This is a genomic window from Paenibacillus etheri (assembly GCF_001012825.1).
Taxonomy (GTDB): domain Bacteria; phylum Bacillota; class Bacilli; order Paenibacillales; family Paenibacillaceae; genus Paenibacillus_AQ; species Paenibacillus_AQ etheri.
On sequence record NZ_LCZJ02000016.1, the window covers coordinates 179,568 to 201,398 of the forward strand.

A 21,831-nucleotide genomic window follows, 5' to 3' on the forward strand; every position below is an offset into this window, starting at 1 on the left:
TGTTAGCGCTTTCATTATAACACAAACCCTAATCCTTGGAAAGCCTTATTTTTGAACTATTTGTCACATTTTTTACTTTAGAGTTTGTCATTAACGTTTAAAAATTGTAAATTATATAATAGCAATACTTTGGAGGAGGATATAGAGATGGAAAAGCAGACTAAGTTATTGCTGTTTACGGGTTCCTATGCAAGTGCCACGGAAAGCGGTGTGCAGGTATTTGAATTCGATGGCGAAACAGGAGGTACCTTAAAGTTAATCGACTCGGTTCAGGGCCTAACTAACCCCACCTTTGTTAATGTGGATGCTGAAGCCCTGCGTTTATATGCCATAGGAGAAAAGCCTAATGGTGAGGGCGGAAAAGAGGGTGAAGTCGTTACTTTTGCTATCGACGCTAAGAGTGGGGAATTGAGCGAATTGAACCGTATAGCCTCAATGCCTGCTTCAGGTAATGGTCAAACGACAACATGCCATATTTCTAGAGATCTAAACGATGAATACGTTGTTGTATGTAGTTATCATGGTGGCAGTGTAGGCTTGATCACATTAGATGAAGGGAAAGTTGCTAATCAACTGACGGATGTCGCGCTTCATTCCGGGCATGGTCACCATCCTGAACGTCAGGATCGCCCGCATCCCCACTCGGCTATATTCAGCCCGGACGGGCAGTATCTGTTTGTCTCTGACCTTGGACTTGATATCATACGTTCCTACAGAATCAACAGAGACTTGAACAAACTAGAGGTTCAGGGAGATACTGCGCTTCATCCAGGAGCAGGACCTCGTCATTTTACTTTTCATCCAGATGGAAAGTCTGCTTATGTTATTAACGAGGTGGATTCCACGATAACATCGTTTACATATGACAGTGCTACAGGTACTCTTCATACGGTAGATACAGTTTCGACTTTGCCTGAGGATTTTAAGGATGAGAATACTTGTGCCGAAATTGCTACTTCAAAAAATGGAAGATATCTTTACGCTTCTAACCGTGGAGCTGATAACATCGCAGTGTTTGCGGTGGATTCGGCTACTGCCAAGCTTACACTAATTGAATATGTTTCTACGCATGGAGGACATCCACGACACTTCTCTTTAACTCCAGATGGGGATTATCTAATTGTTGCGAATCGTGATGCTAATAACCTGGTAGTGTTCTCTATTGAAAAGACCAGTGGTCGTCTCGTATTTACTGGTAATACAGCTCAGGTATCCAAGCCGGTATGTGTGAAGCCTGTGATTTTCCCTGTTTAAAAGAACCTCGTTTACAAGAGTGAATAAAACAATTTAAGAAAATAATAAAGGGAACACCGGATATGTAGCCCGGTGTTCCCTTTATTTTTGAAAATAGGATGAAGAAGTGTAATGAGCATGTGAGCTATTTGAGTGAAACGGGCTTAAGAGGTACAATAGTGGATACTGCAGATTTAAAGAGCACATTCTGTCTGCCATCACCTTGACCCTGTAATGTGATTGTGAATGCATCATACGAAGTTACGATGCCTTGCATTTTCACACCATTTGTTGTGAAAATCGTTACGGGCACCTTTGTGGAAATAAACTGGTTCAGCAAACGTTCCTGCAATTTTAGACTCTCCACTTTGGCAGCACTCCATTTTTTTGTATATTTAGTTCTCAATAATTATAGCACGGGTTATAGCTACTCAGGAAATGTCATCGACAGGCACAAAATTAGACACGGAGGTATTTATGCTTTATTATCAGAACTGGTCTAGAGGTTTTCGTCATTTTATAGGGTTTGCTGCTTGTTTCGTCGTTATTGCGATTCTAGTTCATATGAATAAGGTATCATCATTCGATAACTATACGATTCATTTGGTTCAATCCGCTGAATCACTTGGACTGACCACATTTGCCAAAGGATTATCTCTGATCGGTTCCTCTAAGGTAGCGATTGGAATATCTGTCAGTACGATGGCACTGCTCTATTTTCTTATGAAACATCGGCTTGAGCTAATTCTATTCCTATGGGTTGGACTAGGCTCACAGCTATTGAATACACTTATGAAGTTATGGTTTCAAAGGGAACGTCCGAATTTCCATCGTATTGTCCAAGAGATCGGATATAGTTTCCCGAGCGGACATTCCATGGCAGCCTTCTCCTTGTACGGGGTAATTGCCTATTTACTTTGGCGTCATTTGCCGCGAAGAAGTGAAAGAATCCTGTTAATATTGGTTGCAGTATTCATGACAGTGGGCATTGGCTGGAGTCGTATTTATCTGGGAGTTCATTATCCTAGCGACGTTATTGGTGGTTTTGCTGCAAGTGGCGCCTGGCTAATGTTATCCATCGGTCTATTTGAAGCCTATAAAAAACGGATATCCTCATAAGAAATGAGATACCCGTCTTTGTGAGTTATTTTATTTTAAAATATAAGAATATATATGTTTCACGCTATACATTATCCTTATATTTCTCGCATAAACGCTTACCGTCCTAAATAGGACGCCGAAGGCTTTTTTGCTTGAGGGTTCATCACATGATGTTCCGAAGATTTATGATCTTGGAAATGACCCATTTTGCCTATTTTTTTCTTCAGTATAGAAGGAAGTTCAGCCTTTAGTTTTTGGGCTTCTTCTTTTGTTAGACGTCCCTCGTTGATGGCTTGGTCTAGCCGCTTACTTGCGGATTCACTGAGCTTCTGAATAAATTGATCTTCCGTCCAGCCTTTCTTCTCAAGGGCAAGCTCGGAGAGCGTTTTGCCTGCTTTAAGGCTATTGATTAGCTCCGTACGATCCATTTCAAGCAGCTTAGCGGTTTCGAAAATAATGAAATGTCCGCCCGCTCTGAATTTCCCGTCTTTCCCTGGAGGGGGTCGATGACCTTTTTCCGAAGGTTGAGAATCAGCTGCAACAGAGGTTACACTCTCAGCTGACGCGCTCTGAGTAGTAGCAAGAGCTGGAGACAGACTGAGGAAAAGAACAGCTGTGATGGTCGCTAATTTTTTGATGTTGTTATTCATTCACTCACCTCGTATGTTATATGTGATAGGTACTTACTTGAATTAGTATTCCCTGAAAGCTGAAAGAATCATGAGCGAGAGCTTAAATGATCTTAAATTCATTAACTCTAGGCTTGGGTAATTAGAAGGATGAGGGATTCGCAGATGTCCATATTGCAGAGTGGGCCTATTTTTAGGAGGGGTATTTTTGGCTTTTGGAGCTCGCATATTTAAAACAGGAATGGCAGTCACGCTTGCCTTGTATTTAGCCGAACTGCTACATTTCCCATCTTCTGTGGGCGCTGCGATCGCAGCAATTTTCGCTATGCAGCCATCTATTTATCGCTCTTGGCGTTATTTTCTTGATCAGCTCACGACGACTACAATGGGTGCGGTACTCGCCCTTCTGGGAGGAATGCTGTTATCCAATAGTCCAATTGCGGTTGGGTTGGTCTGCATTCTTGTCATTATGATTAGTATGAAAATTAACCGAGCGGATACAATTAGCCTGACACTCGTCACCGTTATAACAGTGATGGAGGCTTCTGGTGAATGGCAGTTCGCGCTGAATCGTTTCTTATTAACATTGACAGGGATTGTTTCTGCATTTCTAATCAATATTATAGTAGTTCCACCGAAACCACGGAAACAGTACATCAAGCAAATTGAGAACGTCTTTGCCAGCCTATCTTTGCTGCTAAGAACGGCTGTATCTCATGAGATGAAGGAAAGTGTATTTCGTGATGAAAAACTTGCACTGGAGTCATCCATTAAATCTTTAGCGGATAAGTACGCTTTGTTTGAGGAAGAGCAGAAACAGCTAAAGAGAGCGAAGTACAGTCAGACCAGACAAATGGTTGTTTATAAGAACCTTCTATCTTCTTTGCAAAAAGGCTTCGATGTTCTTGAGGCTGTGGACCGGCATTATTTTCAAGCGGATCGAAGTGAAGAGACAGATGCATTGTTTGACAGTCATTTGGAGCAGTTAATCAAATATCATCAACTGATTTTGCTGAAATTTGAAGATAAACTAAAACCGAACACCAATGAATCAGAACCCTTGGGAGACGAGAATGATGGATTTTTGAATTCAACGATCCTGGGGTATAATGCGGAGAAAATAGGTCAACTACGATTGTATGTCGTAGCCGCAGCTATTTACGATTACGGATATCAATTAGAACGACTGGATAAAGTGGCAGATCAGATGAATCGTATAGCGACTGAGGAAAAAGAGACGGATCGCGAAGCATAAAACATAACCGTGTGATGTGCAACATATAAGCATAAGGATTATGTTCAGGGTGAAACTTATACTTCTTATTTTATTAACAAATCCGGTCCCAGAGGGGCCGGATTCATCTATTAAGAGTATCCTCACTTGAAATATCAACCTTCCAAAAGGGGATGAAATGTAGTGGAGAATCATGAAATTGAATGGAAAGAAGAACAGCAGCGGGTTAACGGAGTGACTAAGCTTTTGTCTGCCCATATCCGGCGTCTATCTGAGGAGCTCGGACTCCATCGTAGTGATGTGGTGGATATGCGGAAAGACTTCTGGGAAGAGGTAACGGTAAACTTCAGTAGTCCAGATGATTTAGGGGAAACTTCAACAAGTCTGCGCCAACAATCCCAAATCTTGAACGAACGAGAACGTCATCATTTACAGTCGAGCAAAGCTCTAAAAAAATATAAAAAGCTACTCGTTTCTCCATACTTTGGGCGTATTGATTTTACAGAAGCACCAAATGGAGAAACGGAAAAGATTTATTTAGGGATTGGATCCTTGATGGAGGATGATGGCACCTTCTTAATCTATGATTGGCGGGCACCTATATCGAGCTTATATTATGACGGAGCTCCTGGCCCGGCAGCTTATGAAACACCTGGTGGGCTTGTATCCGGCACAATGAATCTTAAGCGACAGTTTGTGATTGCTGATGGTGTTATTGAAGTCATGTTTGATACGGGTGTAACGATCGGTGACGAGCTTTTGCAGCAGGTGCTTAGCCATAGTGCCGATGATCGAATGAAGAGCATTGTAGCTACCATTCAGAAAGAGCAAAATGCGATTATCCGCAACGACAAAAGCCGAATGCTGGTTGTTCAGGGTGCCGCAGGGAGCGGAAAGACCTCTGCTGCATTGCAGAGGGTAGCTTATCTTTTGTATAAATATCGCGAAGTTCTGCAAGCAGATCAAATGCTATTGTTCTCGCCGAACCCACTGTTCAATAGCTATGTTTCTACCGTGCTCCCAGAGCTAGGTGAAGAAAATATGCAACAAACCACCTTTCAGATGTATCTAGAGCATCGCCTTGGACATGAATTCCAACTGGAGGATGTCTTTAGTCAGACAGAAAGCCTATTGAATGCCCCTGATGGCCCTGAGGTGGATATTCGTAGAGAAGGTATCGCTTATAAATCATCCGTACCTTTTCTCGATGCGATTCGTCGGTATGCTACTATGCTGGAACATGAGGGCATGCTGTTCAAACCTTTAATGTTTCAAGGAAGAGCAATAGTCAGTAAAGAAGAAATGGAACGTCATTTCTATGCCTATGATCCAGCCATTAAGCTTGCGAACCGTGTAGATCTGATGACACGTTGGCTACTTAAGAAAATCGCTGATTTTAGCCATGAGGAAAGAAATGCTTCATGGGTTGAAGATCAAATTGAGCTATTAGACTCCAGTGATTACCATCGAGCATATCAGATGTTGCGACGTAAGAAGAAAGCCACGCAAGATAGTTTTGATGATTTTGATACTGAAAAAGAAGTGTTATCCCGTTATGTAGTCAGTCAACGCTTGAAACCACTGCGCGGGTGGACTAAGCGAGGTCGTTTTGTGGATGTTAAGGGATTGTACAGCATGCTATTCACTGATCGTGAGCTTATGGATCGTTTAAATGGTGATAACTCTCTGCCGGAAATCTGGCATGAGATCTGTGAGCAGACGCTAAAATCTATCGTGGTGAACGAGTTAGCCTATGAAGATGCCACTCCATTTCTTTATTTGAAGGAGCTAAGCCAAGGCTTCCGTACCAACACATTGATTCGTCATGTAATTGTGGATGAAGTACAAGACTACTCACCTTTCCAATTAGAGTTCATGCGCCGTTTATTTCCAAGGGCTAAAATGACCGTATTGGGTGATCTGAATCAGGCGATCTATGCACAAGGTGAAGTGCTTGGTGATTTGTCTAGTTTGGTAAGCATTTATGGTGAAGAGAATACAGAAGTGATCTCGCTAACCCGAAGTTATCGCTCCACCTATGAGATTGTGGAGTTTACGCGGGCAATGATTCCTGGAGGGGAACGAATAGTACCGTTTAATCGACGAGGAGAAGAACCTCAGCTAAGTGTGGTGTCTAGCGAGGATGAGCTTCTGAATGCAGTTGAAACGGATATCCGGAATTTGCAATCCATGGGGTATCATTATGTGGCTGTCATCTGTAAGACAGCGGAGGAAAGCTCACGAGTTCATGATGAACTACATAGCAGGCTACCGGTAAGGCTTGTTACGAAGGAAACACCGAATTTTCAAAAGGGAACATTGGTGTTACCTGCTTACTTAGCTAAAGGCGTGGAGTTTGATGCTGTCATCATCTACGATGGTTCAGCTGAAAGATATGGCCGAGAAAGTGAGCGTAAATTGTTCTATACTGCTTGCACAAGGGCCATGCACTTGCTGCATATTTTTAGTCTAGGAGAACCGAACCGATTTCTTCCATCTGTAAAAGCGAAGACCATGATTGCAAATTCGCTGTAAAGCCCAATCTTTTAGTCTTAATGATCGTCCTTTCGCACTGGCGGGGGACGGTCTTTTTGTATGTATGAATAAAGAGTGATGAACAAACCACAATATAGAGAGTCGCAATCAATGACAAAGGTGGTCAGTTCATGAAGGAAAGAAAATGGGATCTGCTTGCACTGGCATCCATTCCACTTATTATGACCCTCGGTAACTCCATGCTGCTGCCTATTTTGCCGCAGATTTCTAAAGAACTCGGCATTAGCGCTTTTCAAGTCAGTATGCTGATTACCGTGTATGGATTGATGGCTATCGTGATGATTCCTATTGCAGGGTACCTGTCTGACACTTATGGACGAAAAAAGGTTATTCTTCCGAGTTTAATCATTGCTGCAATTGGCGGTGTCGTCTGCGTGGTAGCCGCTTGGTTTATGAAGGGGGTTAGCGCTTATTGGGTGATCTTAGCGGGACGTCTGTTGCAAGGAATCGGTGCAGCGGGTGCCTTTCCAATTGTGATCCCCTTTATAGGGGATTTGTTCAAGGAAGAAGAGGATGTGAGCAAAAGTCTGGGCATCATTGAGACCTCTAATACTTTTGGCAAAGTTCTCAGTCCAATACTTGGCGCTTATCTTGGGATCTGGCTTTGGTTTGCTCCATTTATTGCAATTCCTGTTCTATGTTTAATTTCATTTTTTTTAGTTTTGTTCCTAGTTCGAAAGCCCGAGGCTAAGGATGAACCTGAGAAACAGGGGATTCGGGAGTTTTTATCTGGAATTGTGAGTGTTTTACGTAAAAAGGGACGTTGGCTGTATGCTATTTTTGCCATAGGCGGCATTTGTATGTTTGTGACCTTTGGCGTTCAATTCTATTTGTCTGAAATGCTGGAAACTAAATATAAAATGCATGGGGCGATGAAAGGTTTTGTGCTGGCGATACCGCTTGCCCTCTTATGTCTGGCGTCATATGGAACAGGGAAGATCATCGGCCAGAACAAAACGTTAATGAAATGGCTGGGCTTTGGAGGCATGGTATTACTGACGGTTGCAATGATTTTTGCGGGCTTCAATAAAGACATTTATTTCTTAGTAGGATTTATGGGCTTAGGCTGCGTTGGAATCGGAATTGTGCTTCCTTGTATGGATGCTTTAATCACGGAGGGGATTGAGAAGGAGAATAGCGGCACGATAACCTCCCTTTACAGCAGTATGAGGTTTATAGGGGTAGCCTTAGGACCGCCAGTGGTATCGCTCCTGTTAAGCAGTGGGCACTGGGTCTTGTTTGCATTGATGGCTTCAGTAGGGGCAATTGGTGGTTTGTTGACCTTATTTGCAGTTACGCCAAGCAAGGGTAGCAAGGGAGATTCTGGTGTGAAAGAACCGGAGCAGGTAAATCCTGGCCTCTTGTCAAAGCGTGTTCGTCAGACTTCTGCCATATCCTTAGATGGAAAAAAGAGCTATCCTTAAGCTACGTTGCCGTAGCTTCCGGGATAGCCCTTAGATAAAAGACACTCTTATGCTTGTGGTACGGATTCCCAATCCTTCAGGAAGCGTTCGATACCGTTATCTGTCAGCGGATGCTTCCAGAGGGTAGGCAGGAGCGAACCTGGGATGGTAGCAATGTGAGCACCAGCAAGGGCTGCTTGCTCTACATGCGCGATGTTACGGATGGACGCTGCAATAATTTCGGAAGTCATTCCATAGTTGGTTAGGATGGTCTTTAGATCCTTGATCAGCTTCATTCCGTCAACACCGATATCATCCAGACGTCCTACGAAAGGAGAAATGTAAGTTGCGCCTGCTTTTGCAGCCATCAAGCCTTGAGCTGCTGAGAAGACAAGCGTTACGTTAGTTTTGATACCTTTTTTAGTAAGCTCATAACAAGCTTCCAAGCCATCTTCAGTCATAGGGAGTTTAATGACAACGTTTGGAGCCCACTCAGCAATTTCGTATGCTTCTTTAAGCATTTCTTCTGCTGTAAGTCCGATTACTTCTGCGCTTACAGGACCTGGAACGATTGCTACGATTTCTTTGATAACATCTTTAAACAATCTTCCTTCTTTAGCGATGAGCGACGGGTTAGTCGTTACGCCATCTACTAATCCGAGGCGAGTAATACGTTTGATCTCTTCAATATTTCCGGTGTCCAAGAAAAACTTCATTTTAAGTTTCCTCCCTTGATTTCCATATGGATTGACAAACAATATTCATATTTTCATTATGAGACATGTCAAACGAAGTTTCAACTGTTATTTTGAATATTTCAAAATAACTTTATAGATTGAATATCGCTCACATATGTTAAAGTGTAGATAATATAGGATTGGTCTATGCAGTTATCCATGATAATATATAATCGGTATTGTTATTATGGAGTATTGGGTGGGATGTGATGAGATGTATTCGATATTAGTTATTTTGCTTGTGCTCGTGTTATCAGTTGCCGGATTCTTGGCCTACCAGAACAGCAAATTGGTATCTAATCAGAAAAAATTAGGAACTATAACACGCAATCCTGCACTAATGTATTCTATCTTTGACCAATCTTGCACTGCTAGTGTGGAAGATCCAGACGTAATTCCTTTAATGCAATACACTGTTTTTGTGGAATCCGGCGGGCAGGTAGATGTGAATAAGCCTTTAGCAATCATTAATCTATGTAGAGTTAGCGCGGGTAGAGGAGATTTAGTTCTGGCAGATGTCGAACGTGTTGTACTAGAGCACATTAAATTGATATCCCCCTCGGATGCCTTCGTTGAGCATAAGTCTTACTTACATAGGGCTGCTAACCAAGCTGAAAAAGAAATGATCCTAAATTTAGAGGATGTAGTGAAACTACAATATACATAAGGCAGAATGAAGATTATTGATTTTTTCGGCTGCAAGAAGGATAATACGAAATTGGATACAAGAAAAGAGGGAAATAGAGTGTCACCCGTAACGGAAGTGAATTTTGAAGTAGGTGATCCAGATAGTCTCTGTTACGGCAAAATAATGAATGGCAGTGCGTTTCCGGAATCCTCCTGAATAATTGGGGATTTCAAGTTTACTATAGTTTTTTATAATAGATATCATGGGGGTATTATTAATGAGTATCAACGTTAAACAACTAGCAGCAGAAAAAGCAGTGGAATACGTAGAAGATGGAATGAAGGTAGGCCTGGGTACGGGATCAACTGCCTACTGGGCAATCCGTAAGCTTGGTGAACGCGTAAGTGAAGGCTTGAAAATTACCGCAGTAGCTACTTCACGCGCTTCCGAGGAGCAAGCACGAGAGCTTGGGATTCCACTGGTAGCTTTTGGTGATATTGATAGTCTGGACCTGACCATTGACGGTGCGGACGAGCTAGACAGCAGTCTGCAGCTGATTAAAGGTGGCGGAGGCGCTTTGCTTCGTGAGAAGATTGTAGCTAGTAATAGTACTCGAATGATTGTGATTGCTGATGAAGGTAAAGTTGTAAGCACGCTAGGCAAATTCCCGCTGCCGGTGGAAATCGTTCCTTTCGCGTGGGAATGGACTGTGGCAGAGCTTGCCAAACTGGGTTGCCAACCCGAATTGCGTCGCAGCGGAGAAGAGTTGTACAGGACGGATAATGGCAATTACATTGCGGACTGCCGATTTGAAGCGATAGAAGCTGCGCCGAAGCTTGCGCTGACCATCCAAAACATCCCGGGTGTTGTAGATCATGGCCTATTTATTGGAATTGCAGCGATGGCGATCGTAGGTAAACTTGATGGAAGTATCGAAATTATTGAAGCCCAGCCTAAGAATTGATTAACCGCAGACATAAAGAAACTTACCGTTCATGGCCGCTAAAAGGATTGACACAGGTAGTGCTAACTCTGTATAGTGCTACTGTTGTCTATTGGATGTTTATTGGGTTTGGACGTGAAGTACATACCGGAGGTCCTCTTCAGTATAATCTGGTTCCATTTCGCACGGTGTCACTTTATTTCAACTTGGATAACGGTTTATCACTTATCAATCGACTAGTAAATCTGCTAGGAAATGTTGTAGTTTTTATTCCATTTGGTTTTCTTTCGCCATTAGTGAAGACATGTCCGATTTCTTGTCTTAGGATCTCGCTATATGCTGTCCCTTGCATACTGCTTTTGGAGTGCTTGCAAATGCTGCTGCATGTGGGAAGCTTCGATATTGATGATTTACTATTAAACATGCTGGGTGTATGGACAGGCTACGGATTGTTTCGAGTGATTAGCTTTAGAAGTAACAAAGAAGGAGAAATGTGAAGAATGTTGATTGATCTTAAACCCCTCATTGGTACATCTGAGGTGAATGAGCTGTTGACCTATGCGGTCATTGATGATCCGAATGCCCTACAGCAGACTTCGTCTGAGTATAGTGAACAAGCCGGACTTAAGTTATATGGCTGGGAAGAGGAAGAATTACTGCTTGGTCTTGTGGGCTTTGAAGAAACAGAAGATGGCTCTTTGGATATTCGACATATTGCTGTATTGCCAGAGAACAGAGGAAAAGGTTATGCACGGGGGATGATTCTGGAGCTGCTTACTACGCGTCAGCCACGTTATCTGGTAGCTGAAACCGAAGGTGAGATCGCTGCGGATTTCTACCGTAGTCTTGGGTTCATGGTGTACAGCATTGGCGAAAATGCAGCAGGCATTGAAACGCTGAGATGTGTCTATGAAGTGGAAGAGATTGAGGATGAGGAATAAACAGTTTTTAGAAGACATACAATGGCAGGTCGAGATGAAATCTCGGCCTGTTTTTTTGTTGACCGCACTATAAATTGTTCAGCAGGCTTGTAAGTTGACTTTTGAAATAAATGGGATTATAGTTTGACAATGAAACTGTTCTACAGTTGAACTATATTTGGAGGTAGGAAGCTTTGGAAGATGAAGTTCAGCATTGGATTAACCGTTATATGGATGCTTATATGATGGTGACTAGACAAGTAGCCGCAAGAATTAAAGATAGCATTGCTGCAGATACAACGAATGATCAGTATCAAATTCTGCGTCTGATTCATGCTCAGGAACAATGTACGTCTACATATCTAGCAGAAACTTTTTGCGTAGGTAAAAGCTCCATTACAGCAATAATCAACAGGCTGGTGCAAGCGGGCATTATCGAGCGAACTCGTGACGAGAATGATCGCCGTCAGGTGTATTTATCGATGTCAGAGCATGGCAAAAGAGTATTTGAAGCAGCTGAGTCGCAAGTCCATGAAGTAGTGGCCCCGTATTTGTTTCATTTTGAAAAGAAGGATATTGAGACGTTCATCATGATGTTTGAGAAGCTGGCGAGTCTAATTCAGAATGATAATGGAGGGAAGAGCCAATGAAGACGATTCTAAAAGCAAGATGGGCGGTCATCGCAATCTGGCTCGCTGTAGCGGTGGTGCTAGTGACGACGGCCCCGTCGTTCTCTGATCTTGTCCGCGAGAAGGGGCAGGTTACCGTTCCAGAGGGATACCCTTCATCAAGAGCAGCAGAAATTATGAAGGAAGCGGCAAGTGACAAGGGAGGCGAATCACTCCATCAAGTAGCCCTTGTGTTCAATAACCCGAAGGGAATCGGTGCGGAAGAAACAGCAAGTATTCAGCAAGGCGTTGAGAAGCTGGCTGCGAATAAGGAAGCTCTGCAGTTAGATTCCATCACCGATCCTTTTTCACAAAGCGAGCTTAAAGATACACTGATTGCCAAAGATGGCAAGACCATTATGGTGGCGTTGTCCGTAAAAGGTGAAGGGGAGGCCGTTACTGCCCTACCAGATAAAGTGGATGAAATGCTCTCGGGTGTTAAAGCAGATCATTATTTGACCAGTGAAGGTCTGATTACAGAGGATATGATCGCAAGCTCAGAAGCAGGGCTAAAGAAGTCGGAGTATATTACAGTGGTCTTTATCCTACTTATTCTATTCGTCGTGTTCCGTTCGTTCGTAGCGCCTTTTGTGCCGCTGCTGACAGTAGGTATCAGCTATATTGTATCCCAATCTGTCGTGGCTTTTTTGGTGGATCGTTATGATTTTCCTTTATCTACCTTTACTCAAATCTTTATGGTTGCGGTCATGTTCGGGATTGGTACGGATTATTGCATTCTACTGATCAGCCGTTTTAAAGAAGAAATGATGACCGCAGAAGATACCAAAAGTGCTATTATTGCCACGTATCGTAAAGCTGGAGGAACGGTTTTCTATTCGGGCTTAGCGGTGTTCGTAGGTTTTGTAGCGATTGGGTTATCAAAATTCATCCTTTATCGTTCAGCAGTGGCTGTTGCAGTTGGAATTGCGGTTATGTTACTGGCACTCGTGACGATTGTTCCTTTCTTTATGGCTGTTCTTGGTAAAAAGCTATTCTGGCCTTCCCGTGGCAAGCTGGAGCACAGTGAGAGCCGTATTTGGGGATGGGCAGGTTCTTTTTCTTTAAAAAGACCATGGGCCGCTCTTCTAATCGTTGCAGTAATCGTATCCCCATTCCTAGTTACTTATAGCGGTAAGCTGTCTTTTAACAGCTTGGAGGAAATTGGTTCGGAATATGCTTCGGTAAAAGGGTTTAATATTATTTCGGAGAGCTTCGGACCAGGTGAATCGATGCCTGGCAAGATCGTAATCAAGAATGATGATCGTATGGACAATTCAGAATATCTGGGACTTGCGGAGAAAATCAGCCGCGAGCTGGAAAAAGTGGATAGCGTAAAATCCGTTCGCAGCATGTCTCGTCCAACAGGTGAGCTGATTAGCGATTTCTTGATTCCTAATCAGGTCGGTACACTTTCTGATGGACTGGATCAGAGTAACGAAGGATTGACCAAGATTCAGACCGGCTTATCTGAAGCAAGTAAACAGCTTAGCGATAATGCTCCTAAACTTACAGAGGCTGTTGCAGGTAGTGCTAAGTTGACAGAGGGCACAGCGGATCTCAAAGACGGAATCGTTTCTTTAGGCGCTGGTCTCACCCAAATTGAGAGCGGAATAAAGAGTGGCTCAGCGGGTGCAGGAGAGATCAAAGCTGGTCTTCAGCAGGCAGCAGCAAGTGCTAAACAGTTAGCAGATGCTAATGAGAAGTTACTTGAGGGCTATAAAAAAGTCGGTGGCGGCTTAACCCAGCTGGATGAGGGACTCGGGCAGCTTCCGAAGCAGCTACAAGGTGTTGCAGAGGCATTAAAAGGACTGGACGGTTCCTTCACTGGCCTAGAGAGCAGTTATCCGGAAATTGTTCAGGATGTAAATTATTTGACGATCAAAGGGACAGTAGCACAAAGTGGTACGGGTGCTGCACAGCTAGCAGCAGGGCTTGGTCAAGTTTCAGAACAGCTTAAAGGTGCAGCTACTGGCTTAAATGAGGCGAATGCCGGTTATGCCAAAGCTGCGGCTGGGCAAACCGCGCTTGCGCAAGGTTTAGCTAAGCTTGTAGCTGGAGTCGGTCAACTGCAATCTGGACTCGATCAGGCGGCAGCAGGTCAAGGGCAGATCGTAGATAAGATTCCATCTATCACAAGTGGTCTTGATCAATTGCAAGGCGGACAGAAGCAGCTTGCGGATGGCTTTGGTGAATTGACAGGGCAGATTGGAGCCTTAACCACTGGGCTAAGCGATAGTGCTGATGGATTGAAGCAAATTACAAACGGCTTAGGCTCGGCACAAGAATACTTGAATCAGATTCAAGCGGCTAAGGATGAAGAGCTGAGCGGATTCTTCGTACCCGCGGAGGCGCTTAAAGCTGAAGGTATAGCGCAGGTATTTGACACGTACTTGTCTGATGACCGTAAGGTGATGACATTGGACGTGGTTTTCACCGAGAATCCTTACAGCTCAGAGGCTATAGACAGTGTGGGGGATATTCAAGCAGCAGTAGATCGTGCAGTTAAAGGTACGAAGCTTGAAAATGCTGAAACAGCTATTAGCGGGGTTACAAGCAGCCAAAGCGATTTGCGGAACATTTCCAATGAAGACTATGCGCGTACAGTAATCTTGATGCTGAGCGGTATTTTCATCATATTAGTGTTGTTGCTTCGTTCAATCGTAATGCCGATATACCTTATTATTTCACTATTGATCACTTACTTTTCAGCGTTGGGCGTTACAGAGGCTATATTCGTTAACCTTTTGCACTTTGAAGGGATTACCTGGACGACGCCATTCTTTAGTTTTGTTATGCTGATCGCACTGGGTGTGGATTATAGCATTTTCTTAATGGCCAGATTTAACGAAAATAAAACCTGGGATGCAAAAGAGGCGATTCTACACGCTATGCGCAATATGGGTACAGTTATCCTTTCAGCTGTAGTTATTTTAGGTGGTACCTTCGCTTCGATGTATCCTTCTGGGGTATTGTCGATGATGCAGATCGCTACAGTGGTGCTCGTAGGATTAGCCTTGTATGCATTAATATTCCTGCCGTTCTTTGTCCCTGTTATGGTACGTATCTTTGGTCGTGGGAATTGGTGGCCATTTACGGTTAAACAGAGCGGAGAAGCTAACAAACAGGATTTAAATATGTAAATGGGACTAAACCCCATTTATGAATCAGAAGTCATAGCAAGTAGTTTTATTGCAGCTAGTCACCGATAAATTTATTTATCGGTGGTTGGCTTTTTTTGAGAAGAATGAATCGCTTCGATGGGACATTATCAGCGGGGAAAGTACGGACCCGTTCAATTGCCATAGGTCTTTTATCCATTGTCGTCTGGTTCTTTAGGTTATTGTTATTATGTTTTCGGAAAATTATAATAACTCTGGATTCGTTTTCAAAGTCTCCAAATTACAACTAGAAAGCGAGATGATGAATGATGAAAGTAAGCATGAAGAACAGCAGTATCGCAAAGAAGGCTGCTCCATTTGTTATTATAGCGGGGGTTATTGCCGGAGTAGGATTTATCGACACCGATAAAGCGTTAGGACACGGTTATGTATCCGAACCAGCAAGTCGTGCGAAGCTTGGTGCAGCGAATAATGTGGGTTCTGTTCAATATGAACCACAGAGTCTTGAGGCACCAAAGGGCTTCCCGTTGGCGGGTCCTGCGGACGGGAAGATTGCATCTGCGGGTGGCATGTTCGGAGGAATTCTGGATCAACAATCAAGTGATCGCTGGATTAAGCACGATATGGTTGGTGGAGTAAATGACATCACTTGGTATCATACAGCACAACATAGAACAACAAAATGGCATTACTATATTACGAAAAAAGGCTGGAATCCTAATGCGCCGATTAAACGTTCCGATTTAGAGCTTATTGGAACTTTTGAGAATGGCGGTAAACAGCCTGAGCGTTCTGTGACACATAGAGTAAATGTCCCAACAGACCGCAGTGGATACCATGTTATTTTGGCCGTGTGGGATATTGATGATACGGCGAATGCCTTCTACCAAGTGATTGATGTAAATCTAAAGAACGGTGATTCTGGACCTGGGGTAGAACCTGACACGGAGAAACCGTCAACTGTAACTGGGTTACATACGATGAGTGTAGAATCGAGCAGTGTAGACCTTATGTGGGATGCTGCAACAGATAACATAGGCGTGGATCATTATATGATATACCGCGGTGAGAACATTGGTAATGCGAAGCAAGTTGGTATATCCTCAACAACGAGCTATAAAGACATAACTGTAGAACAAGATAAACTCTATACATATTATATCGTTGCGGTGGATCGTGCAGGAAACAAGTCCAACTCTAGTAATATTATTGTTGTTAATACGCCCAACCCGGAAGTGGTTATACCTCCAGTGGAAACACCGGATAACGTGAAGCCTTCGATGGTAGAGGGGCTGCATACCATGTCTGTGAAGCACAATAGTGTTAATCTAATGTGGAACGCCGCCCAAGATAATGTAGGTGTTGATCATTATGTTGTGTATCGAGATGGAGTTGAATTGACCCAAATCAAGGAAACTTCCTTTACGGATCTAATGGTTCAAGCTTCCACAACGTACAATTATCATGTGAGAGCTGTAGACGCTGCGGGTAATGTTTCAGATAAGAGCTCTTCATATACAGTCACAACCCTTGTGAAACCCGTATTACCAGATGTAGCAGCTTGGAATGCAACCGGGTTGTACATTGTAGGGACAAAAGTTGAATACAACGGTAACCTTTATGAAGCTAGAGTGACATTTAGAAGTTATGGTGATACCAACTGGAATCCGGAGTCGGCATTGTCACTGTGGAAACAAGTAATGAACTAATAACATCGTTCACCCCCAATTTATTATATAAAAACGGAGATCATTTCTGATAATCAGAAATGATCTCCGTTTTTTGGGGTTAAGGAGTCGATATATTTATTTCATCTTGGCGAAAAAGCTGCGCAACGCCCAACTGCGCTCCTGCCGTTTTTTATATTTAGGCAGTGAACGATAAACAGCGGTGGATTCTTCGAAAGCTCGTTTCGCATCCTCTGATCTGCCAAGCGCTTTATACATGGAGCCAGCTAGATAATACGCCTCAGAAGAAGAAGACTGGATTTCTTGATACTGAGTAACGTAATGTAATGCTTTATCATGATTCGTATGGCGGAAAGTTTCCGCTAACCAAAGATACGGCTGTCCATATCGAGCCTTACGGTTGATCTCCAGACCACGAAGCATCTGTGCCTCGCCTTCCTCCAAAGCACCTAGCTTAAGATTCACATGTCCGAGTTCTACCCAATATTCGGCAGATTGTTCATAACGGTCCTCGATTTGGAGTAGGAGATCCTTCGCTTCCTTGTATTTTTTACGTTCTGCCAAACTCCGCGCTAAATCAAATTTGGATGAGACATCATTAGGATTTAAAGAAATGGTTGTACGCAGCTTGGAAATTTGACGCATTCTTTTGAAGGGCTTTGTAATGCTGGGGAAGATGCCCACATATCGCCGATCCAAGAAATATAAGATAAGAAGCAGGATGAATATAGCCAGAAAAGGGTTGCCCACTAATCTGAAGAGCAGTAAAACACCTATAAATTTAAGCATAACTTCCCTCCATAATCATTTGGTTCCGGTATTGCGATTGAAAAGAGTAGATCTAAGGCAGCGTAATTATAACATAATTCAAAGCAATCTGAATCCCGGGATTTAAAAATCATACAACTTTGAGCAGCTTAATAGCATCTTAGTGTAAGATGAATAATAATTACAATAATATCATAAGAAGGGAAAAATAAGATGAACTTATTAGCAAGGAAACTACGGCTGTTTAGTTTGGTTGTTTGTTCTACTTTTATGGCTGTTATGTCAGTCCCGCAAGTGATAAGCGCAGCTCCCTCATCCGCAAAGCTGAGTGGAATTAAGGAGATTGTTGCTACTTCTGGATTTTGGGGAGGGAGCTCCTTCGCACTGGGGACTGACGGAACCGTATGGTCTTGGGGAAGCAATGTTTTTGGACAATTTGCAAATGGAACTGCAGGTCCTGAAGGGTGGACGATTACTCCCCATAGCATAGCAGCGCTTGATCGTACGAAGCAGTTAGAAATCGGTGGAATTTATTATGTAGCGCTGAACGAAGACGGGACGGTTAAAGCTTGGGGAGATTACCGGGACAAGAATGCTACAGAAGCAGGCAATGGGATAAGTACTAAACAGCACAAGGTGCTGCTTCCTCAGGTTATCTCTGGGATGACCGATGTAGTCAGTATAGCTTCAGGTATACACAATACCTTAGCTTTGAGAAAGGATGGAAGCGTACTCCAGTGGAATCCTCCAGTAACCACTGATGTAGGTTTTACAGAGTTACCTGCTGCTACCAAGGTTCAGGGTTTAAGTGAGGTCAAGTGGGTCGGTAGTAGTGACTATCAGGCCGCAATTCGAACTAACGGTACCCTTTGGACTTGGAGCGCTAATCCGCAAATAGAGAATACAAAAGCGGTGAAGAAGCCGACCCCAGTCAAGGATTTATATCATGTAAAGTCCGTTTCTATGAACTGGAGGAGTATACTGGCGTTAACTGAGACGGGAGGCGTCTGGGCAACGGTTGACAGCAATAATTATAACGAAATCACGATGAAAAAGATGCCGGGCCTTACGGATATTGTATCTGTTCAGACAAAAGACGGGTACAACCTTGTTGCCAATAAAAAAGGAGAATACTGGGTATGGGAAGCTGGCACTTTATTGCAAGGTCTGCAAAAGATCACAGTCATAAAGCCGATCTCCAAACTTACGCTGGATTTAGGCGGCTTTGTAGCTGTTAAAAAAGATGGCACCGTGTGGACTTGGAGTACTCAATCATCAACCGACAGTAAATGGGTCTTTACTCAGCCTAAGCAAATTAAAGGCTTGAGCAATCCGGTTTCTTTTGCCACGGGGGAAAATAGTAAATATGCAGTTTTGAAGGATGGAACAGCAGTGGCCTGGGGGACGAATATGTTTGGTCAGCTTGGAATCAGTGCGCTTGATTCACGTCCTTTTACTATATCTCCTATTTTGAAGCCTGTTACTGTAATTGTAGATGGTCAGAAAATGGACTCCGTACAGTCTGCTATATTCTTGGATGGAAGTGTAAGAGTACCAATCAGGGAAGTGGCGGAAAGTCTGGGCTATACCCTCTCATGGGACGGAGATATGACGCTCTCGAAAGAGGGCAAAAAAATCACTTTTAAAGAAGGCGCGATTAAAGTAAGTTATACATCACTTGTTCCAGCGGCGGCGTTGGCAAAGGCTCTAGGTGTGACTGCCGAGTGGAATAGTTCATTGTATCAATTAACATTGCAAACAAAAAGATGATTTTCATTTAACACTTATTTAAATATTCTAATGTACAATAAGTGAATTATCTCAATTGAACCATAATAACCAGTCTGGAGGGATAGGTATGGCTTTTACAATATGTGTGTTCGCCGGATCGAATCCAGGTCTTAACTCAGAATATGCGGAAATGGCTAGAGAATTGGGTTATCATATAGCTGCACAAGGTTGTAGGCTGGTTTATGGAGGTTCAAGAAATGGCCTTATGGGACAGGTGGCAGACGGAGTGTTGGCAAATGGTGGTGAAGTCGTTGGTATTATGCCGGTGGATCTTTTTAATGATGAAATCAGGCATACTGGGCTAACGAATCTGATTGAGGTCTCTAGTATGCATGAACGTAAGGCCATTATGAGCGGTATGGCTGATGCGTTTATTGCCCTGCCAGGTGGTCTTGGAACCTTTGATGAGTTATTTGAAATCCTATGCTGGATGCAGATTGGGATTCATCAGAAGCCTATAGGGCTGCTGAATATAAGAGGTTATTTTAATCCATTGCTAGCCATGATTACTCATAGTGTGAGTGAAGGGTTTGCTCCAAAAAATGCGTTGAAAATGTTAGATATGAACTCTGATCCCGAATATTTGCTTGAACTGATGAGAGGTCAAGTTGATCATAGTAATAAAGAAAAGGGTAAAGCAAGGTTCCCGTCACAACGTTAGATTCTAGGTTTCTACTACGGTAGGGAGCAAATGAACGGTTTACACAATAAGGATGCAAACACTTAACAGTGATTGCGTCCTTATTGTTATTTTTTTGAAAATCACTCATTAATAGGGGGATGGATTATGATTCGAAAATTAGGGTTTGGGATTGACGACCGTTTGTTAATTATTAATGCCGACGATTTTGGAATAACTAAAGGAACTAATGAAGCTATTGTTAACTTATTTGAAGAAAAATCTATAACATCCACATCTATTATGATCCCTTGCCCAGACTCAAATGAAGCAATGGAGATATGCAATAGTAAAGGGATAACGAATATTGGAATTCATCTAACTCTAACAAGCGGGGAGAAACATCTGTATCAACCAGTATTCAAAGAAAGCAATTTAAATAGTTTAGTTTCGGCGGAAGGGTATTTTCATCAAGATGCCACTCTTCTGGAAAGAAACGCTGCTGCTAATGAGGTTAAATTAGAGTTGGAATCGCAGATCCAAAGTGCAATTGTACAAGGCATTGATCCAACTCATCTGGATAGTCATGGTGGAAGCATTATGGGGTTATTCACAGGGCGGGATTTTATAGAAATAACATTTGATTTATGTGAAAAGTACCGTCTACCCTTTAATTTACCTATTAGGATCTTAGACCAACCATTTTTTAATAATGATCAATTGAGATTGTTTCAAAAAAGAATTTCTTCAGCAAAAGAGAGGGGAATTCTATTAATCGATGATATAGTTTCTCTTCCTTATTGTTTTAACCCCACTGCTGAGTACAGCAAAATGAAAAGGAGATTAACTGAACTATTAAAGAATCTAAAACCTGGAATAACCCAGTTAACTATACATCCATCTAAAAAAACAGAGCAGTTAATAGCGATAACGGAATGTTATACAGAAAGAGAATTGGAATATCTTCTTCTAAATGATATTGATATTAAGCAAGTGATAAATAATGAGCAAATCAAACTTATTTCGTGGAAAGACATTCGCGATTTACAAAGATCTATTTAGCGCATTGCAAAAAGGGATCATTTTAATTTGTTTAATCAGAATGTGATGAAACTGTTTAAACTTTGGAGCAGCTGGGTAAATACCTATAAGCGATGAAGCAGAAACGCAAATTTCAGGAACGTCACGGAAGGAGTTTGAAATCCAATGAATGTGATCGTACATCAACTTATGGCTTACAATCATCAGTTTTTTAGACCTCAGCCCGTGGTCAATCCTAAGCAAGAGAGGTCTAATAAGAAGAAGCAGAGTTTTCAGGAAGTTCTCAATGAGAAAATGAAAGTGTATGGCACATACAAAAATATTAAGTAAAAGCTACTACATATGTCTGCTGAAAAAAGCCGGAATGCAATGATCCTAGGGGTCACTGTGTTCCGGCTTTTTTTAGGGCCTAACCTCAAAGAATTGGCAGCTCTTGCGAGAGTAGTAAGTCAGATCACTAACTCTCGACTGAATAACGACATCGAAATCAGTGAAGCGGACAACTGTTGCTCCTGAATTTACCAAATGATCGTCCTGAAATACTCGGACAGGTAATTTTCGGTCAATGGCTTCTTGGAAATCACTGTCTGTAAACAGCGGGCGGTTAATAGGCATAGATATTAAACTCCTTTGATCATGTAATGAAGTTAGAAATAAAAATAGTATACCTGCGGAAGCACAAGAAATCCAATCTCCTTAGAGCTAACAATTATTTTATGAGGACCCTATTTGGATAGGCTGATCTTGAGTTCG

The 21,831-nt window shown here is 42.6% G+C and carries 21 protein-coding genes; 16 read left to right on the top strand and 5 right to left on the bottom strand.

The genetic code is table 11. From position 1 onward, the window contains the following. Positions 1 to 147 precede the first annotated feature (147 nt). Positions 148 to 1,254: a lactonase family protein gene (locus UQ64_RS04500; protein ID WP_060622306.1), complete on the top strand. Its 1,107-nt coding sequence runs from the start codon at positions 148 to 150 to the stop codon at positions 1,252 to 1,254. A 124-nt stretch (positions 1,255 to 1,378) separates the two neighbouring features. On the opposite strand, the gene hfq is transcribed toward UQ64_RS04500, so the two are convergent. Next, a complete protein-coding gene (gene hfq / locus UQ64_RS04505) occupies positions 1,379 to 1,600 on the bottom strand; it encodes an RNA chaperone Hfq (protein ID WP_060622307.1) in 222 nt (73 codons plus the stop codon). Positions 1,601 to 1,710: 110 nt separating this feature from the next. On the opposite strand from hfq, the gene UQ64_RS04510 reads away from it, so the two are divergent. Continuing rightward, entirely contained in the window at positions 1,711 to 2,352 is a 642-nt protein-coding gene (locus UQ64_RS04510) for a phosphatase PAP2 family protein (protein WP_060622308.1), read from the top strand. 98 nt (positions 2,353 to 2,450) lie between these two features. Here the strand turns inward: UQ64_RS04510 and UQ64_RS04515 are convergent, their stop codons facing one another. Then, positions 2,451 to 2,984: a hypothetical protein gene (locus tag UQ64_RS04515; protein ID WP_060622309.1), complete on the bottom strand. Its 534-nt coding sequence runs from the start codon at positions 2,982 to 2,984 to the stop codon at positions 2,451 to 2,453. 187 nt (positions 2,985 to 3,171) lie between these two features. Here UQ64_RS04515 and UQ64_RS04520 point away from each other — a divergent pair, with 187 nt between their 5' ends. From UQ64_RS04520 to bcbE, 3 genes are all read left to right on the top strand, one after another. Then, positions 3,172 to 4,218, top strand: a complete 1,047-nt coding sequence (locus UQ64_RS04520; protein ID WP_042187452.1) for an FUSC family protein — start codon at positions 3,172 to 3,174, stop codon at positions 4,216 to 4,218. 162 nt (positions 4,219 to 4,380) lie between these two features. Next, positions 4,381 to 6,732: an RNA polymerase recycling motor HelD gene (gene helD / locus UQ64_RS04525; RefSeq protein ID WP_060622310.1), complete on the top strand. Its 2,352-nt coding sequence runs from the start codon at positions 4,381 to 4,383 to the stop codon at positions 6,730 to 6,732. 131 nt (positions 6,733 to 6,863) lie between these two features. Continuing rightward, complete coding sequence (bcbE, locus tag UQ64_RS04530; protein WP_060622311.1) at positions 6,864 to 8,177, top strand: bacillibactin exporter BcbE; 1,314 nt, start codon at positions 6,864 to 6,866, stop codon at positions 8,175 to 8,177. Positions 8,178 to 8,224: 47 nt separating this feature from the next. Here the strand turns inward: bcbE and fsa are convergent, their stop codons facing one another. Then, complete coding sequence (gene fsa, locus UQ64_RS04535; RefSeq protein ID WP_042126959.1) at positions 8,225 to 8,872, bottom strand: fructose-6-phosphate aldolase; 648 nt, start codon at positions 8,870 to 8,872, stop codon at positions 8,225 to 8,227. A gap of 235 nt (positions 8,873 to 9,107) precedes the next feature. Between fsa and UQ64_RS04540 the strand changes: the two genes are divergently transcribed. From UQ64_RS04540 to UQ64_RS04570, 8 genes are all read left to right on the top strand, one after another. Further along, on the top strand, positions 9,108 to 9,560 hold the full coding sequence (locus UQ64_RS04540) for a hypothetical protein (RefSeq protein ID WP_060622312.1): 453 nt from the start codon (positions 9,108 to 9,110) through the stop codon (positions 9,558 to 9,560). Between the two features lie 6 nt (positions 9,561 to 9,566). Further along, entirely contained in the window at positions 9,567 to 9,737 is a 171-nt protein-coding gene (locus UQ64_RS31560) for a hypothetical protein (RefSeq protein WP_209445710.1), read from the top strand. A 67-nt stretch (positions 9,738 to 9,804) separates the two neighbouring features. Then, positions 9,805 to 10,485, top strand: a complete 681-nt coding sequence (rpiA, locus tag UQ64_RS04545) for a ribose-5-phosphate isomerase RpiA (protein WP_156417450.1) — start codon at positions 9,805 to 9,807, stop codon at positions 10,483 to 10,485. Then, the gene (locus UQ64_RS04550; protein ID WP_060622314.1) at positions 10,482 to 10,961 is read left to right on the top strand and encodes a VanZ family protein; all 480 of its coding nucleotides are present in this window, start codon (positions 10,482 to 10,484) and stop codon (positions 10,959 to 10,961) included. Before rpiA ends, UQ64_RS04550 begins: the two co-directional genes overlap by 4 nt. A 3-nt stretch (positions 10,962 to 10,964) precedes the next feature. Then, positions 10,965 to 11,405 carry a GNAT family N-acetyltransferase gene (locus UQ64_RS04555; RefSeq protein ID WP_060622315.1) on the top strand — a complete coding sequence of 147 codons (441 nt, stop codon included), beginning with the start codon at positions 10,965 to 10,967 and terminating at the stop codon, positions 11,403 to 11,405. 173 nt (positions 11,406 to 11,578) lie between these two features. Beyond that, the gene (locus UQ64_RS04560) at positions 11,579 to 12,034 is read left to right on the top strand and encodes a MarR family winged helix-turn-helix transcriptional regulator (protein ID WP_060622316.1); all 456 of its coding nucleotides are present in this window, start codon (positions 11,579 to 11,581) and stop codon (positions 12,032 to 12,034) included. Beyond that, a complete protein-coding gene (locus UQ64_RS04565) occupies positions 12,031 to 15,192 on the top strand; it encodes an MMPL family transporter (RefSeq protein WP_060622317.1) in 3,162 nt (1,053 codons plus the stop codon). The genes UQ64_RS04560 and UQ64_RS04565 overlap by 4 nt, the downstream gene beginning before the upstream one ends. A gap of 299 nt (positions 15,193 to 15,491) precedes the next feature. Beyond that, complete coding sequence (locus tag UQ64_RS04570) at positions 15,492 to 16,880, top strand: lytic polysaccharide monooxygenase (RefSeq protein ID WP_082650988.1); 1,389 nt, start codon at positions 15,492 to 15,494, stop codon at positions 16,878 to 16,880. Positions 16,881 to 16,976: 96 nt separating this feature from the next. On the opposite strand, the gene UQ64_RS04575 is transcribed toward UQ64_RS04570, so the two are convergent. Next, complete coding sequence (locus UQ64_RS04575; RefSeq protein WP_060622319.1) at positions 16,977 to 17,648, bottom strand: tetratricopeptide repeat protein; 672 nt, start codon at positions 17,646 to 17,648, stop codon at positions 16,977 to 16,979. A gap of 249 nt (positions 17,649 to 17,897) precedes the next feature. Between UQ64_RS04575 and UQ64_RS04580 the strand changes: the two genes are divergently transcribed. The 3 genes from UQ64_RS04580 (at position 17,898) to UQ64_RS04590 (ending at position 21,099) form a co-directional block, all read left to right on the top strand. After that, a complete protein-coding gene (locus tag UQ64_RS04580) occupies positions 17,898 to 19,397 on the top strand; it encodes a stalk domain-containing protein (protein ID WP_209445711.1) in 1,500 nt (499 codons plus the stop codon). 88 nt (positions 19,398 to 19,485) lie between these two features. Further along, on the top strand, positions 19,486 to 20,079 hold the full coding sequence (locus tag UQ64_RS04585; protein WP_060622321.1) for an LOG family protein: 594 nt from the start codon (positions 19,486 to 19,488) through the stop codon (positions 20,077 to 20,079). Between the two features lie 126 nt (positions 20,080 to 20,205). Continuing rightward, complete coding sequence (locus UQ64_RS04590) at positions 20,206 to 21,099, top strand: polysaccharide deacetylase family protein (RefSeq protein ID WP_060622322.1); 894 nt, start codon at positions 20,206 to 20,208, stop codon at positions 21,097 to 21,099. A 381-nt stretch (positions 21,100 to 21,480) separates the two neighbouring features. On the opposite strand, the gene UQ64_RS04595 is transcribed toward UQ64_RS04590, so the two are convergent. Continuing rightward, on the bottom strand, positions 21,481 to 21,693 hold the full coding sequence (locus UQ64_RS04595) for a hypothetical protein (protein ID WP_060622323.1): 213 nt from the start codon (positions 21,691 to 21,693) through the stop codon (positions 21,481 to 21,483). Positions 21,694 to 21,831 lie beyond the last annotated feature (138 nt).

What these genes read in the sequence shown, in the direction of transcription:
- UQ64_RS04500 (WP_060622306.1), top strand. Translation starts at nt 148, where the DNA reads ATGGAAAAGCAGACTAAGTTATTGCTGTTTACGGGTTCCTATGCAAGT.
- UQ64_RS04510 (WP_060622308.1), top strand. Translation starts at nt 1,711, where the DNA reads ATGCTTTATTATCAGAACTGGTCTAGAGGTTTTCGTCATTTTATAGGG.
- UQ64_RS04515 (WP_060622309.1), bottom strand. Translation starts at nt 2,984, where the DNA reads ATGAATAACAACATCAAAAAATTAGCGACCATCACAGCTGTTCTTTTC.
- bcbE (WP_060622311.1), top strand. Translation starts at nt 6,864, where the DNA reads ATGAAGGAAAGAAAATGGGATCTGCTTGCACTGGCATCCATTCCACTT.
- fsa (WP_042126959.1), bottom strand. Translation starts at nt 8,872, where the DNA reads ATGAAGTTTTTCTTGGACACCGGAAATATTGAAGAGATCAAACGTATT.
- UQ64_RS04540 (WP_060622312.1), top strand. Translation starts at nt 9,108, where the DNA reads ATGTATTCGATATTAGTTATTTTGCTTGTGCTCGTGTTATCAGTTGCC.
- UQ64_RS31560 (WP_209445710.1), top strand. Translation starts at nt 9,567, where the DNA reads ATGAAGATTATTGATTTTTTCGGCTGCAAGAAGGATAATACGAAATTG.
- UQ64_RS04555 (WP_060622315.1), top strand. Translation starts at nt 10,965, where the DNA reads ATGTTGATTGATCTTAAACCCCTCATTGGTACATCTGAGGTGAATGAG.
- UQ64_RS04565 (WP_060622317.1), top strand. Translation starts at nt 12,031, where the DNA reads ATGAAGACGATTCTAAAAGCAAGATGGGCGGTCATCGCAATCTGGCTC.
- UQ64_RS04570 (WP_082650988.1), top strand. Translation starts at nt 15,492, where the DNA reads ATGAAGAACAGCAGTATCGCAAAGAAGGCTGCTCCATTTGTTATTATA.
- UQ64_RS04575 (WP_060622319.1), bottom strand. Translation starts at nt 17,648, where the DNA reads ATGCTTAAATTTATAGGTGTTTTACTGCTCTTCAGATTAGTGGGCAAC.
- UQ64_RS04580 (WP_209445711.1), top strand. Translation starts at nt 17,898, where the DNA reads ATGGCTGTTATGTCAGTCCCGCAAGTGATAAGCGCAGCTCCCTCATCC.
- UQ64_RS04585 (WP_060622321.1), top strand. Translation starts at nt 19,486, where the DNA reads ATGGCTTTTACAATATGTGTGTTCGCCGGATCGAATCCAGGTCTTAAC.
- UQ64_RS04590 (WP_060622322.1), top strand. Translation starts at nt 20,206, where the DNA reads ATGATTCGAAAATTAGGGTTTGGGATTGACGACCGTTTGTTAATTATT.
- UQ64_RS04595 (WP_060622323.1), bottom strand. Translation starts at nt 21,693, where the DNA reads ATGCCTATTAACCGCCCGCTGTTTACAGACAGTGATTTCCAAGAAGCC.